General features: G+C 49.4%; 10 protein-coding genes, 2 tRNA genes, 2 rRNA genes and 1 pseudogene. 10 read left to right on the forward strand and 5 right to left on the reverse strand.

Annotated features, from left to right (window positions below):
* On the reverse strand, positions 1-839 hold an 839-nt coding region (locus tag JOY44_RS13425), incomplete at its 3' end, for a glycosyltransferase family 2 protein (RefSeq protein WP_171575976.1).
* Positions 769-1767: a radical SAM protein gene (locus tag JOY44_RS13430; RefSeq protein WP_171574228.1), complete on the reverse strand. Its 999-nt coding sequence runs from the start codon at positions 1765-1767 to the stop codon at positions 769-771. The genes JOY44_RS13430 and JOY44_RS13425, both read right to left, overlap by 71 nt.
* Positions 1768-2296: 529 nt before the next feature.
* On the opposite strand from JOY44_RS13430, the gene ebsA reads away from it, so the two are divergent.
* Entirely contained in the window at positions 2297-2674 is a 378-nt protein-coding gene (gene ebsA, locus JOY44_RS13435; protein WP_171574229.1) for a type IV pilus biogenesis protein EbsA, read from the forward strand.
* 132 nt (positions 2675-2806) lie between these two features.
* Here the strand turns inward: ebsA and truB are convergent, their stop codons facing one another.
* A complete protein-coding gene (gene truB / locus JOY44_RS13440) occupies positions 2807-3718 on the reverse strand; it encodes a tRNA pseudouridine(55) synthase TruB (RefSeq protein WP_171574230.1) in 912 nt (303 codons plus the stop codon).
* A 124-nt stretch (positions 3719-3842) separates the two neighbouring features.
* Between truB and xth the strand changes: the two genes are divergently transcribed.
* Positions 3843-4625 carry an exodeoxyribonuclease III gene (gene xth, locus JOY44_RS13445; protein ID WP_171574231.1) on the forward strand — a complete coding sequence of 261 codons (783 nt, stop codon included), beginning with the start codon at positions 3843-3845 and terminating at the stop codon, positions 4623-4625.
* Between the two features lie 72 nt (positions 4626-4697).
* Here xth and gshA read toward each other — a convergent pair whose 3' ends face one another.
* Both gshA and JOY44_RS13455 read right to left on the reverse strand, forming a co-directional pair.
* Complete coding sequence (gene gshA / locus JOY44_RS13450) at positions 4698-5834, reverse strand: glutamate--cysteine ligase (protein ID WP_171574232.1); 1137 nt, start codon at positions 5832-5834, stop codon at positions 4698-4700.
* Positions 5835-6017: 183 nt separating this feature from the next.
* Complete coding sequence (locus JOY44_RS13455) at positions 6018-6383, reverse strand: DUF1830 domain-containing protein (protein ID WP_171574233.1); 366 nt, start codon at positions 6381-6383, stop codon at positions 6018-6020.
* A 282-nt stretch (positions 6384-6665) separates the two neighbouring features.
* Between JOY44_RS13455 and JOY44_RS13460 the strand changes: the two genes are divergently transcribed.
* The 8 genes and pseudogenes from JOY44_RS13460 (at position 6666) to JOY44_RS13490 (ending at position 15912) form a co-directional block, all read left to right on the forward strand.
* Positions 6666-8237, forward strand: a complete 1572-nt coding sequence (locus JOY44_RS13460) for a photosystem II high light acclimation radical SAM protein (RefSeq protein WP_171574234.1) — start codon at positions 6666-6668, stop codon at positions 8235-8237.
* A 15-nt stretch (positions 8238-8252) separates the two neighbouring features.
* Entirely contained in the window at positions 8253-9650 is a 1398-nt protein-coding gene (locus JOY44_RS13465) for a DICT sensory domain-containing protein (RefSeq protein ID WP_171574235.1), read from the forward strand.
* Between the two features lie 20 nt (positions 9651-9670).
* Positions 9671-10318 carry a pentapeptide repeat-containing protein gene (locus tag JOY44_RS13470; protein ID WP_171574236.1) on the forward strand — a complete coding sequence of 216 codons (648 nt, stop codon included), beginning with the start codon at positions 9671-9673 and terminating at the stop codon, positions 10316-10318.
* A 148-nt stretch (positions 10319-10466) separates the two neighbouring features.
* A pseudogene (locus JOY44_RS31380) lies at positions 10467-10630 on the forward strand (ISNCY family transposase); the annotation flags it as partial.
* 426 nt (positions 10631-11056) lie between these two features.
* Positions 11057-12544, forward strand: a 16S ribosomal RNA gene (locus JOY44_RS13475).
* Positions 12545-12657: 113 nt separating this feature from the next.
* Positions 12658-12734, forward strand: a tRNA-Ile gene (locus tag JOY44_RS13480).
* 8 nt (positions 12735-12742) lie between these two features.
* A tRNA-Ala gene (locus JOY44_RS13485) sits at positions 12743-12815 on the forward strand.
* A gap of 225 nt (positions 12816-13040) precedes the next feature.
* A 23S ribosomal RNA gene (locus JOY44_RS13490) occupies positions 13041-15912 on the forward strand.
* The 16S and 23S rRNA genes sit together here with 2 tRNA genes alongside, the layout of an rRNA operon.
* The last annotated feature ends 39 nt before the right edge of the window (positions 15913-15951 follow it).

Here is a 15951-nt window from a genome sequence, read left to right on the forward strand (position 1 = left end):
CGCTCCAATGCCGTCCGTCGAACGAACTGACCATTTCCCCGCAGTTCGCCAATGCCCCCGATCGCAATCCGCTGCTCTTGCCAAAATGAATCCAATGCCATTTCGGCAACTTGCCCCTGAATCCACAAATTCCCCGACACATTTGCGATTTGTTTGCGTACCTGCACTGCGCCTAAATCTGTCCGTTCAAACAGCGGTAGCACACGCCGAAATAGATCGGGTGTGATCTGAGCATCTGCATCAAAAACCGCGATCACCTCTCCTCTGGTTAATGGCAATACTTGGTTGAGCGCTCCCGACTTTCCTCCGGCAGATCCCAAGGGACGGTGAAACACCCGCAGTTGTTTATACTGTTGAGCTAACTGCTTAAGTAAAGTCGATGTTCCATCCGTACTGTTGTCATCAATCACCCAGAGTTCGTACTGGCTTGCTGGATAATCAAGACTGCACAAAGTTGTCACCAGTCGTTCGATTACGGTTTCTTCGTTTTTGGCAGCAACGAGAATCGACACGACCGGGAGAGAAGCAGGCTGGATATTATCTAGGGGTTTGGCAGGTGGCAAAGGACGCGCGAACAAAATTCGCACGGCATGGATACCCACCAATGTGGTCAAACCAGCAACAAACCAGTAGCTCCAAGCCATGAAATGAAGGGCGATCGTGCCGCTCCAAATCGCCGTCAAAGCGATCGCCGCTCTGCGCCGCCGATTCTCAGTTCCGTAAACGTGTGGGTCTGGATCTTCGTCCGGTTCAACCAGCTCCGATAAATCAGCTAGCAGAGCGCTGATAGGAGGCAGGTCGTTGAATGAATCGCTTTCGCGCCAGGAATTCTCCGGCATAGGTCACCTGATTTAACCACCAATACTTGTCAATTCCTTTAAAGAAGCTAGGAATCAGATAGCACCAAACCGTACAACCTTCACAAACAGATAGTTTGCCCTGCGACTGGCGGTAACTTTCCACTTCTTCCGACTGTTTATAAAGCTCATAAAGGCGACCATTAATTGGCAAACCTGTTTGAGCAAAGTGATAACAGGGCAAAAGCAATTCGTCGTTGGGTGAGATGGCAATTACGGCATCCACTGCCTTACAGCGCGGATTTTGGGTGTCATTTCCACCGGCTTCAATAAAAGCGAGTGCAGCCTTATTGTAACCAACGTTCGAGTATTGTTTTGCAGCAGCTTCGATCGCCAGCACCATATCTGGAGTCGGGTTTTTCTTCGAGTTGTAGTTGCTGTATGCAGTAAAAGCTGGATTCAGCCATACTCGCGCACTGAGCCGTAAACCCAACTCTGCTACTTCTGAGATGCGATCGAAGTTTTGAGCTGTCACCGTGTGGTTCAAAACTGGATATTCGCCTAAAGACTGAGCAATTTTAACCGATTCAACCAGGGTGTCAAAAATTTGTACCCCACGTGACTGGTTGTGGTTTTCTGCATCAGGTCCATCTAGAGAAAAGTTGAGAAAATCGATCAACCCCTGCATCTCTTTCGCCCGTTTGGGATACAGGATCGTGTTCGTGGTCATGCTAGTCACGAAACCCTGCCGTTTTGCCTCAGCGTAGATCTGTTGAACATCGGCTCTTAGCAACGGCTCCCCTCCAGTGAAGTCAACATACTTCACACCTAGCCGCCGCAAATCCATTAGGTTCGTACGGATAGTCTCAAATTCTGCTTCTTGTTTAGGATCTAACGCCCAAATATCGCAGAAATGACACCGCGCGTTACAGCGATAGGTCAGATAATAATTTGCAACCAGAGGTGCCATAACGTTATACCAGTGTCCTAACTGTGAGATGGTTTAGAAAATTGTCAAGGTTCATTGAAGTCCACAATAAGCTTTAGATGAATACAACACAAGCACCCATTAAAGTAGGCGATAAATCTTAGGTGAGAGGCGACTGGGAAGATTGTCATCACAGATTGATTCAGTTTCTGAGTAAGTACTGTTTGCTGACCCTCTGCTAACCCAATATGTAATGAACAGCAACTCTGAAGAACGGTAAAGAAAAGCCATGGGATGTAAAACTTTTTAGAGCCGAATGTTCTTTATTAAGAATTTTTGCCCATTCTCCATAAGGATGAATTCTTTGCAGGTCATTATTTTGGAGTGATCTTTTTCTTGAGAAACATAAGTCAGTTGCTTGAATGTCTGTAGTATCAGCTTAACCAACACAGAACCATCTAGGATTATTTTGAGCTTGAAGGTTATATTTACTGCTCTGGTGATGGCTTGCTTCAAAGATGGGTTTTAATGTTACACGTGCGTAAACTAAACAGCTTTAGGACTATCTGGTATGGCTATTGACAAGCTACAGCCCGCGCCTCAACCGCAAGTAGGAGTTTATCTTCCCTACTATCCCCAGCAAGGTAAGCGATCGATTCTGCCCTATGCAATTAGCCTTTACCAAAAAGGCAACCTAGAAGGAGAACGCAGAATTGAAGGGGGAGATAGCATTCCCTTTGTGGCAACCTGGAACATCTCGGCACTACCTGCTGACTTGACCCGATGCCGGATTCAGTTTGATAGTGAAGCTGATTTAAGTTATGAGCTGATGCTGGCGAATTTTGAGTTTATTGATTTTTTGATTGAGGTGATTTTGAACTTCAAGCGGATGCGGCTGGCAGATTTTTCTCAAAATTTTTACAAAAAGCTCATGCGGTATGAGGATTAGAGCAGGGATTACGAGGTACAAGGTTTGGAGTATGGCGTTCGAGGTTCCGGGTCTAAACTTCCAGGTGCGGAGTTCAGTAGGGTAAGTAGTTTGCTCGCACTTTGTACTCCGCACTCCATACTCTTCGCTTGCTTACGCTTTTGCGCTGTCTAAAAAGACAATGCGCGCAGTGAGGATGGTTCCGGTTGGGGGATCTGTGAGTTGCCCAATACCTAAAAAGGTTCCCGCTTCGGTGTGAATGCGAAGTGGAGCACGACTGGTGGTGAAATCTGGCAAGTCGTAAGGGGCGATGCGTTGTCCTTGGCACCATCGTTTGGCAAGAATGGGAGATAGGGCGATCTCCTCTAGGTGGTCTAGCACTTCATCGGGCAAAATAGGGCGAAAGGCATTTTGCTGAAGTTGTTCTTCTAGTTGATCTAGGGTGAGGCTATTTTCTAAGTCGAAGCCGCTGCTTTTAGTGCGAATCAGGTTTGTGAGGGTGCCGAAGGTGTGTAAAGCAATGCCCAGATCACGGGCGATCGCCCGGATATAGGTGCCACCACCACAAGCAATATCAATCTCCAACTCAGGAAAATCTCCTGGCTGCCAACCCACTATTTTGATGTCCGACACTTCCACCGTGCGAGAAGGCACTTCCACTGCTTTTCCAGATCGCGCCAAATCATAGAGCCGTTTTCCATCTACTTGAATCGCGCTATAAATCGGCGGCACTTGCTGAATTGTGCCTTGAAAGTGTTTGAGCGCAGTCTTCACCTTGGCTAAATCTAAATCGGGCACAGGCTGCTGATTTAGGATTTCGCCTTCCAAATCATCGGTCGTGGTGGTGACCCCAAACCGAATGGTGGCTCGATATGCCTTATCCGATCGCAAAAACTGAAGTAGCCGAGTTGCTCTACCAATGGCGATCGGTAAAACGCCTGTTGCGGTGGGGTCTAGCGTGCCTGCATGTCCGATTCGCCGTGTGTTCAACAATCGCCGCAATTTAGCTACGCAGTCGTGCGAAGTGAAGTCCATCGGCTTGTTTAGATTTAGAAAACCATCCATATCAAAATCGCTTTAGGTTTCCTTGTATTGTCTCGGAACATTCCCAAAACGCAAAACTGCTATTCTCAAAAAGCTCACTGCGATTCCCTGAGGGATCGTTTTACAAATCGCCCTTCAACTGCTGATGAAAATTGCTACGTGGAATGTCAACTCAATTCGCACTCGTCTGCCCCACGCTACAGACTGGTTAAAAAACACCTCGGTGGATGTGCTGTGTTTACAAGAAACCAAAGTGGTGGATGAGAAATTTCCCTGCGATGCTTTTACCGAAATTGGCTATCACGCAGAAATATTTGGGCAGCCCAGCTATAACGGCGTTGCCATCTTAAGCCGTGAGCCGCTGAGCGATGTTAGCCGTGGATTTGCACCAGTTTTGGGCGATCGCGTGGCTGAGTTTGATCAACAAAAGCGGGTGATCACAGGAATTGTTGGCGATCTGCGTGTGGTGAATTTGTATGTGCCCAATGGTTCAGCCGTAGGCAGCGAAAAATATGTCTACAAACTGCGCTGGTTGGAAGTGCTGCATGACTACCTAAAAGCATTGATGCTGGAGCCAAATCACCTGCTGGTGTGCGGCGACTTTAATATTGCCTTAGAGGACATCGACATTCATGATCCCACGGGGCGAGTGAATCAGGTGATGGCAACGGATCTAGAACGAGTGGCACTGCAAGTGATTTTGCGGCTGGGATTGGCGGATGTGTTCCGCAAATTTATCAAAGACGGCGGTCACTTTAGCTGGTGGGATTATCGATCAGCGGCGTTTCGACGTGACATGGGCTGGCGAATTGATCACATTTATCTCACGCCGAGCCTGTACGAGAAAGCGATCGCTTGTACCATTGATAAAGCTCCCCGTAAACTAGAACAGCCCAGCGATCATACTCCTGTAATCGTTGAGTTTTAACCCTATTCATCATGGAGCGTTACGGCAATGGTTCACTCACCTACGCGAACCACGCAAACTTCGTGACTTTTCCTACGCCACTAACAAACCACACAACTCGCTTTCCAGTGCTAGTTCCATTGCCTCAGTGTCTCGAATCGCTTGCTGCATGACCTGGCTTACGGACATTCCCTGTTCATGCAGTTTCAGCCAACGCTGAGCTTCGTTGCCATCTCGCAAAATCTTTTTCAAAGGCGACAAGAAGCAGCTAAAGCCTTGTTGTTTGGCAGTGTCCCACACTTCTTGGTAAAGCTGTTCGATCCAATCCTTAGCAATAATTGGGCGACCATCTTGCCAGTGGCGCAGTTCAGCATCTAGGCTGAGTTTGCCAGCAGCTAGCTCGTTGGCATCTGTAAGAGCAACCAGATCCTCACTAGAAAGCTGGCTCATTTGCAATGGATCAAGACCTGGATTGGCGATCACCTGCAACAATCGGGCTTCCAGTAGTGCTGCAATTGACAGCAACGATAGTGGGTCTACTACCAGGTCACAAATTCGCAGTTCCACCCGATTTAGGTTGTAGGGGCGGCGATCGCCATTAGGACGAACTGAACTCCACAGATGCCGCACATTTTGCATGGTGCCCGCTGCTAGCTGCTGTTCCGTCCAACGGATGAAGTGAGCATGACTTTCAAACAGGGGCACATGGGCAGGAGTTTTAGGAAAAAGGCTCCAGCGAGTAGAGTGATAGCCCGTTGCGGCTCCATTCAAAAAGGGTGACGAGGCAGTTAGAGCTAAAATTAGGGGCGCTTCCACTCGCACCAATCGACAGGCACGCATCAGCGTTTCCAAATCAGAAATACCAATGTTGATATGAATGCTGGCAGTGACAACCTTCGTGCCATAGGTCTGCTCGATGTAAGTGTGGTATGGATTGCCAGGATCAGAGCGCAGGAAGCGATCGCTGCCGCCCAATGACAAAGTGCTACCCGGCAGGAGTGTGTAGTCGCCTAACTGTTTCAAATAGTTGCGTAGCTTAAACCGAGGCTGCAATAGGTCGCACAAGAGCCGCTCATAGCGGTGACAGGGCGGAGTAGTATATTCCACATTGCGGCTATCGGGTTCTCGCACAAACCCATCTAACGCCGCCACAATCTTGTCAGAAAGCCCAACGGCATCGCCCTCAGGGGTGCTGGTGTAAATCTCAACTTCAAAGCCTTTAGATAGCACAGTGATTCCTCCCTGAACGCGATCAGTTCCACTCTAGTATCAGGGAAAAGGTGAATGAGTGATTCAACCAAAAGCATGAGGCTCTTGGAGTACAAGGCAAATTCGGAGACCGTTGCTCAGACAGCTTTAAGTTTTAAGTTGCTTGCTAGTTTTGACTCCTAAAACAAAGCTTGCAAAGCACCTTCAGGGCGTAATGGAAGTCGATCTGGTGATTAAGGGGTTGGGTGAGCCTAAACCATCGTTGAGTTCTTCCAAACGTTGCTCATGTTCCGGGGCAGAGGATGAAATGATTTCATCGGCAATTTGTAGTCGTTCGCAGGGAATCGTATCTGCCAAAATCGAACTTGCCATCGCGCCAGAATGAATTTCTAACAATGACTCTGGCATCGTCTCAAAAATCAATCGCTGTCCTGGAAACACAACCCGCTCGAAATACCAGCTTGGAATGTTGGTAATTCGGGCAATCTGCATGCGGCTCGTGGCATTGACATAGCAGCAAGTAATTGCACTGCGCTGATCAGACGGTAAGGGATCAAAAATTTGAGCCATATTGGGTAGATTGCGCTAAAGGATTTTTAAAAGATGTCCCACCTTAACATCGGCGATCGCCGCTAGTTGTAAATCCAATCACTAACCATTAATAAATTGTATTTTTTAAGAATTTATATTTTCTTTCTAAGTTTTCTCCCCCAGACGATTTGGTCTGACAGGAGAACCAATTCAACAATTCCTGTTAAGTCTGTCCAGGTCACTAAAGTCAGTGGTATCGTAAAGTTGTGTGACATAAACTCAGAAATTATTCCTTTTTGGACTCATCGCAAAGTGACCGCTATGGAAAGTCGGATTCTCTACGTTCGTCTCCCCTGCAATCCAATTTTTCCAATTGGCGTTGTTTACCTGGCAGATCATGTCCACAAGCAGTTTCCCGCTGTGCAGCAGCGCATTTTTGATTTGGGCACAGTACCTCCCCTCGACTACGCCAGCGCTTTGGATGTTTGTATTGACGAATTTCAACCAACGCTGATTGTGTTCTCTTGGCGAGATATTCAGATTTATGCCCCTGTGGGCGGGCGGGGCGGCAATCCACTGCAATATACATTCGAGTTCTTTTACTCGCTCAATCCTTTCGTCAAATTGCGGGGTGCCTTTGGGTTGACCCGAATTGCCACCGGGTACTATGGCGAACTGTGGCGTAACCTAGGCTTGATTAAACGTGGCACCAAACGGGCAAAGAAATATCAACCCGACGCACAAGTTGTAGTAGGTGGTGGTGCAGTTAGCGTGTTTTATGAGCAGCTTGGCAAAAGTCTGCCGAAAGGCTCGATCGTTTCTGTGGGTGAAGGTGAAGCCCTATTAGAACGGATCGTGCGCGGCGAAAGTTTAGCTCAAGAGCGCTGCTATATTGTGGGAGAAAGTACTCCCCGCGATCGCCTGATTCACGAAATCCCAGCTGCGATCGAAAAGACTGCTTGTAACTACGGCTATATCCAAACGATTTGGACAGAGTTTGACTACTATTTAGAAGCTGAAGACTTTTATGTGGGCGTGCAAACCAAGCGTGGTTGTCCGCATAACTGCTGTTATTGCATCTACACGGTGATTGAAGGCAAACAGGTGCGAATCAACCCATCGGATGAAGTGGTGGCAGAAATGCGTCAGTTATACGATCGCGGCATTCGCAACTTTTGGTTCACCGACGCTCAACTGATCCCCGCTCGTAAATATATAGATGACGTGGTAGAACTGCTGCAAAAGGTGTTGGATGCAGGCATGAAAGACATCCACTGGGCGGCTTATATTCGTGCCGACAACCTCACGCCCCATCTCTGCGACCTGATGGTGCAAACGGGCATGAACTATTTTGAAATCGGTATCACTAGCGGCTCTCAGGAACTCGTTCGTAAAATGAGAATGGGCTACAACCTTCGTACCGTTTTGCAAAACTGTCGCGATTTAAAAGCTGCTGGATTCAACGATTTGGTATCCGTTAATTATTCCTTCAACGTGATTGACGAAACCTTCGATACTATTCGCCAAACTATTGCCTATCATCGCGAACTAGAAAGTATCTTGGGTGCAGACAAGGTAGAGCCTGCCATTTTCTTCATTGGCTTGCAGCCTCATACGCACTTAGAAGAGTATGCGTTCAAAAATGACATTCTGCGTCCAGGCTATGACCCGATGAATGTAAAGCCTTGGACAGTACATAAGCTCCTCTGGAACCCCCAACCTCTCGGCTCTTTCTTTGGGCATGTTTGCCTACAAGCATGGAAACGCAACCCCAATGACTTTGGGCGCGAGGTAATGGATATTTTGGAAGAGCGTTTGGGTCGGGCTGATCTGGAATCAGCGCTGTCGGCTCCAATTGATCAAAAGCCCAAAGAACAACTGCTGTCGGTCTAAGGAAATCGTTACACCATGCTTGAAGGTTCAATCCTCTATCAGTTGAAGTTGGCGCACCAATCGGCGCAAGGAAGCCAGCGATCGCTCAATTTTGGCGTGTATTACAAAAATACGCTGGTGGCGCTCTGCCATGCGTTAGAGGATTGCATTCTCACTTGTAGCAGCGAACCGTTGGTCATTACTGCGTTTCAGCGGGGCAAGTGGTATTTGGAAGAGGCTGATCGCTATGCAGAATTGGCTGAGCGATCGCGGGAAGTAGTGCTCATGGCGGCCCCCGATAGCGGTTTTGCCGAGCATCCTACTAGCCAGCGCCAAAATGTGGAGCTGGTCAGCCTCAGTGCTGATGATCCAGTGGCGCAGGAGTGGCATTTGATGATTTTGGCTCCCACCTATTCGGCAATGGTCCTGTGTCAAGAGCTATCAGTAGCCGAGTATGGTAAGCAAGGCGTTCCCAGGGTGGATCTAGAGCGCAAGTTTTATGGCTTTTGGACGTTTGAAGCAGACCTAGTGCAAGAAGCGATGGAATTGGCGATCGCACACCTTCGCACGTACAATCCAGTCCTGGCTGACACGTTAACGCAACATATCCATGCGATCGTTTCTACGCCAATTGAAAAACGAGATCCGCTAGAGTCGATCGTGTCTCGCGTAGTGGATTATTTGCAAGAAAGCCATACCATCAGCACTCCTACCCATCACACCTTTGAGCAGCCTCAAATTTTAGACGGCAACCTGCTATCGAATGAGATTCAGGCGTTCCTACGAATGGCTCAGCTGACCGATCAAGCAGATGCGCTCAACCCCAATGCCGCTGCTGAGGTTGCTACCCTCGTTGAAGCAATGGGACAATTTTTAGATCTGCCTGTATGGCAGCTAAATCGCTTGAAATTGGCGAGCTTACTCCATCGTCTGGCTCCTTTGCAATCATCCGCATCAATGCTTACTCCCAGCAGTTTGGGGCGATACTCTCAAGATTTATCCACCGATGCGCCCTGCTGCCCTTTAGTGCCAGGTGCTCAGGTACTCCGCACAATGCCTCGAATGCGGGCGATCGCCACGATTATCACCCACCTCAGTGAACATTGGGATGGTTCTGGGCAACCGGGTGGGTTGGTAGGTGATGAAATCCCTCTAGAATCCCGCATGTTAGGGTTAGTAGCTGCCTTTCAACAGCAGGTTGCTGACCAACGTGCCCGATCCGAAGGAAGCAGTCTGCCAGAGTGTCTTGCGATCGCGTTATCTCAATGTCACAAAGAGCAAAGCCGCCGTTGGGACCCTAAACTGGTTGATACCCTGACGCTACTAGTGTCGGGACTACAACAGGGACTCAACCTGCCTGTGAGCATGCCAAAAATTTCTGCCGGACTCTGGTTATTAGATTCCCATGACGAAGCTCTTGTTCCTCGCTTTTAGTTCATTGAACTTCTCCTCCTATGACACTTGATCTTCAATCTTCCGAAACTGTGAAATATCTGCCGGGTGCTGATTTAGAAGAAGCTGACTTGTCAGGAAAAGCTCTGCAAGGCGTGAATCTAACCGGTGCGCGGCTGATGGGTGCCGATCTTAAGCACGCTAAGCTTACCGGAGCCTCTTTAGAAGGCGCAAACCTTTTGGGTTGCCAATTGGTTAAAGCAGATCTCCGAGCGACATTGATGGGCGCAAACCTGATGCAGGCTGACTTGACCGAAGCCGACCTCCGGGGTGCAAATCTCCGGGGTGCAAACTTGATGCGATCGCGCCTAACGAGAGCAACCCTTGCCGGATCGTTTCTCAGTGGGGCAAACCTGATGGGCTGTAACCTGCAAGGAGCCGATCTGCGTGGTGCCGATTTACGCGGTGTTAATCTTAGTAGCGCCAATCTGCATGGAGCCAATCTGATGGAGGCTGACCTTCAAGGCGCGATCATAACGGAAGCAAATCTAGAAGAAGCAAATCTAGCAGGCGCAAATCTAGCAGGCGCAAATCTAGCAGGCGCAAATCTTCTCTGTGCTGATTTAGAGGATATCAACTTACTGGGCACGAATCTAGCAGGTGCATGTTTAGTCGGAACTGTTGTGGAAAACAAACTGCTCAAACGTTAATAGGCAGTAGGCAATTGATGCCACCGATTTAATGTTCTATTTCTACCCGTTCGGTAGAGACCTCCCGGTTTTGTTGTTTATCTGCATCGCTTACTCATTACTGATGAAACGACGGCAGAGAATTGTCTTAGTCGGTCATACTCGGTGAAAAGTGGAAAACGAGTATAGCTATACTCTCAAACGAAAAAGTTCCAACTTGGAACACAATTTTGGGCATGGTAGTAGCATCTTTTCTCATTCCTCGCATCCCTCAACATCCTGTCCCTGCCAACCCATACTTGGCTGAAGCTACCTGACCAGAAGCACACACTGCCATAGACAATTTAGCCATTTGCAAAGCCTTCTTCAATTCTTTATGGGCTTTACCCATTATTTTAATTTCGACCGTTGGTATTGCCCGTTTATTATCCTGCTACAAAGGGCTAGAGCTCTAGTTATCTCAAAGTGCCAAAGCTAAGAATAGAAATTCCCCATTCAATTTAGTTGACAAGTGAGATTAGGGAGGTTATCTTAGTAAAGCGGTCGAAACGGGGGAGCGAGAGCGACTCTGATTAAAACCGCCAGGACCTAGACATAGTAATAGTTTGAAAGCCACGAGAGACATAAGAACCTCGTCAATAGATAATAGTTTAGGGGGTTAAAACCCTAAACAGTTTGGATGGATAAGGGATCTGTATAGGTCTTTTATTTTGATATAAGTAGAGCTACAAACTCCAATCAACTTGAGAGAGTTGGAATAACATGGAGAGTTTGATCCTGGCTCAGGATGAACGCTGGCGGTATGCTTAACACATGCAAGTCGAACGAAAGTCTTCGGACTTTAGTGGCGGACGGGTGAGTAACGCGTGAGAATCTGCCTATAGGTTGGGGACAACAGATGGAAACGTCTGCTAATACCCAATGTGCCGAGAGGTGAAAGCTTTAGTGCCTGTAGATGAGCTCGCGTCCGATTAGCTAGTTGGTTAGGTAAGAGCTGACCAAGGCGACGATCGGTAGCTGGTCTGAGAGGATGATCAGCCACACTGGGACTGAGACACGGCCCAGACTCCTACGGGAGGCAGCAGTGGGGAATTTTCCGCAATGGGCGAAAGCCTGACGGAGCAATACCGCGTGCGGGACGAAGGCTTTTGGGTCGTAAACCGCTTTTGTTAGGGAAGAAGAACTGACGGTACCTAACGAATCAGCATCGGCTAACTCCGTGCCAGCAGCCGCGGTAATACGGAGGATGCAAGCGTTATCCGGATTTATTGGGCGTAAAGCGTCCGCAGGTGGTTTATCAAGTCTGCTGTTAAAGCGTGGGGCTTAACCCCATATAGGCAGTGGAAACTGAGAGACTAGAGTACGGTAGGGGTAGCGGGAATTCCCAGTGTAGCGGTGAAATGCGTAGATATTGGGAAGAACACCAGCGGCGAAGGCGCGCTACTGGGCCGAAACTGACACTCATGGACGAAAGCTAGGGGAGCGAAAGGGATTAGATACCCCTGTAGTCCTAGCTGTAAACGATGACAACTAGGTGTTGCGCGTATCGACCCGTGCAGTGCCGTAGCTAACGCGTTAAGTTGTCCGCCTGGGGAGTACGCACGCAAGTGTGAAACTCAAAGGAATTGACGGGGGCCCGCACAAGCGGTGGAGTATGTGGTTTAATTCGATGCAACGCGAAGAACCTTACCAGGGCTTGACATGTCGCGAATCCCGGTGAAAGTCGGGAGTGCCTTCGGGAGCGCGAACACAGGTGGTGCATGGCTGTCGTCAGCTCGTGTCGTGAGATGTTGGGTTAAGTCCCGCAACGAGCGCAACCCTCGTTTCTAGTTGCCATCATTAAGTTGGGCACTTTAGAGAGACTGCCGGTGACAAACCGGAGGAAGGTGGGGATGACGTCAAGTCAGCATGCCCCTTACGCCCTGGGCTACACACGTACTACAATGCTATGGACAAAGAGTTGCAAGCCAGCGATGGCAAGCTAATCTCATAAACCATGGCTCAGTTCAGATTGCAGGCTGCAACTCGCCTGCATGAAGGAGGAATCGCTAGTAATCGCAGGTCAGCATACTGCGGTGAATACGTTCCCGGGCCTTGTACACACCGCCCGTCACACCATGGGAGTTGGCCACGCCCGAAGTCGTTACTCCAACCGTAAGGAGGGGGATGCCGAAGGCAGGGCTGATGACTGGGGTGAAGTCGTAACAAGGTAGCCGTACCGGAAGGTGTGGCTGGATCACCTCCTTTAAGGGAGACCTCCCGCTAGACCAAGCTTTTGATAGCAGGGTTTAGACGGTCAACCTAAGGTCGGTCGAGGTCTATGTATTAAATGGCTTTCAAACTATCTAGGTAAGGGATATGGGCTATTAGCTCAGGTGGTTAGAGCGCACCCCTGATAAGGGTGAGGTCCCTGGTTCGAGTCCAGGATGGCCCACCATCTTGTTGGGGGGTTTAGCTCAGTTGGTAGAGCGCCTGCTTTGCAAGCAGGATGTCAACGGTTCGAGTCCGTTAACCTCCACTCCAATTCAGCATCTTATTTCAAGAGTGTTTATACCTAAGGGTATTTATTCTAGTTGAGAGAGCCTGCTGGATTAAAGTCCAGTTAGAACCTTGAAAACTGCATAGTAACTTGTCAGGTAGGAACAATAGATAGTGATTTGTTTTTGATGAACACATCAAAAACTTTGATACTAGATATTGATTCACAGACACCAATGTGTAACTTAAGAAAGTTAAAGATAGTGGTCAAGCTAATAAGGGCTCATGGTGGATACCTAGGCACACAGAGGCGAAGAAGGACGCAGTTACCGGCGATACGCCCCGGGGAGTTGGAAGCAAGCATTGATCCGGGGATTTCCGAATGGGGCAACCCTACATACTGCCACCTGAATCTATAGGGTGGCGAGAGCGAACGCAGCGAATTGAAACATCTTAGTAGCTGTAGGAAGAGAAAACAAACGTGATTCCCCTAGTAGCGGCGAGCGAAGCGGGAACAGCCTAAACCAGTAAGCATGCTTACTGGGGTCGTGGGACAGCGATATGGAATCTAGCGGTTAGACGAAACAGTTGAATGCTGTACCAGAGGAGGTGAAAGTCCTGTAGTCGAAAACTTAAAGATACTAGCTGAATCCCGAGTAGCCTGGAGCACGTGAAATTCCGGGTGAATCAGCGAGGACCACCTCGTAAGGCTAAATACTACTGTGTGACCGATAGTGAACCAGTACCGCGAGGGAACGGTGAAAAGAACCCCGGAAGGGGAGTGAAATAGAACATGAAACCGTGAGCCTACAAGCAATCGAAGCACGATTTAACGTGTGACGGTGTGCCTGTTGAAGAATGAGCCGGCGACTTATAGGCACTGGTAGGTTAAGTCGAGAATGACGAAGCCAAAGCGAAAGCGAGTCTGAACAGGGCGTTAATCAGTGTTTATAGACCCGAACCCGGGTGATCTAACCATGTCCAGGATGAAGCTTGGGTAACACCAAGTGGAGGTCCGAACCGACTGATGTTGAAAAATCAGCGGATGAGGTGTGGTTAGGGGTGAAATGCCAATCGAACCCGGAGCTAGCTGGTTCTCCCCGAAATGTGTTTAGGCGCAGCGGTAACGATTATAGCTGGGGGGTAAAGCACTGGTTCGGTGCGGGCTGCGAGAGCGGTACCAAATCGAGTCAAACTCTGAATACCCAGTGCACACGTTGCCAGTGAGACGGTGGGGGATAAGCTTCATCGTCAAGAGGGAAACAGCCCAGACCACCAGCTAAGGTCCCCAAATCATCGTTAAGTGATAAAGGAGGTGGGAGTGCATAGACAACCAGGAGGTTTGCCTAGAAGCAGCCAACCTTAAAAGAGTGCGTAATAGCTCACTGGTCAAGCGCTCCTGCGCCGAAAATGAACGGGGCTAAACGATGTACCGAAGCTGTGGATTCGAAAGAATGGTAGGGGAGCGTTCTGTTGTAGTTTGAAGCATCAGCGAAAGCAGGTGTGGACGAAGCAGAAGTGAGAATGTCGGCTTGAGTAGCGCAAACATTGGTGAGAATCCAATGCCCTGAAATCCCAAGGTTTCCTCCGGAAGGCTCGTCCGCGGAGGGTTAGTCGGGACCTAAGGCGAGGCCGAAAGGCGTAGTCGATGGACAACGGGTTAATATTCCCGTACTTAGTTTAGATTGTGAAGAGGGACGGAGAAGGCTAACACAGCCGGATGTTGGTTACCGGTTCAAGCGTCCAAGGCAATGAGGAACGGAGAAAACGTTCTGAGCGGAGGCGCGAGTACGAGGGGATACGTCCTCGAAGTGTGTGATGTCAAGCTTCCAAGAAAAGCTCTAACCACGTTAATCTAAACTGACCCGTACCCGAAACCGACACAGGTGGGATGGTTGAGAATACCCAAGGGCGCGAGATAACTCTCTCTAAGGAACTCGGCAAAATGACCCCGTAACTTCGGGAGAAGGGGTGCCACCGAGAGGTGGTCGCAGTGAAGAGGCCCAAGCGACTGTTTACCAAAAACACAGGTCTCCGCTAAGTCGCAAGACGATGTATGGGGGCTGACGCCTGCCCAGTGCCGGAAGGTTAAGGAAGTCGGTTAGCGCAAGCGAAGCTGGCGACTGAAGCCCCGGTGAACGGCGGCCGTAACTATAACGGTCCTAAGGTAGCGAAATTCCTTGTCGGGTAAGTTCCGACCCGCACGAAAGGCGTAACGATTTGGGCGCTGTCTCGGAGAGAGGCTCGGCGAAATAGGATTGTCTGTGAAGATACGGACTACCTGCACCTGGACAGAAAGACCCTATGAAGCTTTACTGTAACCTGGAATTGGGTTCGGGCTTTGCTTGCGCAGGATAGGTGGGAGACGTTGAAGCAATTCTTGTGGGGATTGTGGAGTCAACGGTGAGATACCACTCTGGTGAGGCTAGAATTCTAACCCTTTGCCGTTATCCGGCGAGGGAACAGTTTCAGGCGGGCAGTTTGACTGGGGCGGTCGCCTCCTAAAAGGTAACGGAGGCGCGCAAAGGTTCTCTCAGGCTGGTTGGAAATCAGCCGTAGAGTGTAAAGGCATAAGAGAGCTTGACTGCGAGACGAACATGTCGAGCAGGGTGGAAACACGGCCTTAGTGATCCGACGGCGCTGCGTGGAAAGGCCGTCGCTAAACGGATAAAAGTTACTCTAGGGATAACAGGCTGATCTCCCCCAAGAGTTCACATCGACGGGGAGGTTTGGCACCTCGATGTCGGCTCATCGCAACCTGGGGCGGTAGTACGTCCCAAGGGTTGGGCTGTTCGCCCATTAAAGCGGTACGTGAGCTGGGTTCAGAACGTCGTGAGACAGTTCGGTCCATATCCGGTGCAGGCGTAAGAGCATTGAGAGGATTCCTCCTTAGTACGAGAGGACCGGGAGGAACGCACCGCTGGTGTACCTGTTATCGTGCCAACGGTAAACGCAGGGTAGCCATGTGCGGAGCGGATAACCGCTGAAAGCATCTAAGTGGGAAGCCCACCTCAAGATGAGTGCTCTCATGGGGTAACCCAGTAAGGTCACGGGCAGAACACCCGTTGATAGGCTCTAGATGGAAGTGCAGCAATGCATGTAGTCAAGGAGTACTAATAGACCGAGGGCTTGACCTCAGATCGTTGGTGTTGACAAGTACTATGCAGCCTTTAAGG

It is taken from the genome of Leptolyngbya sp. Cla-17 (assembly GCF_016807185.1).
GTDB lineage: Bacteria > Cyanobacteriota > Cyanobacteriia > Leptolyngbyales > Leptolyngbyaceae > ULC077BIN1.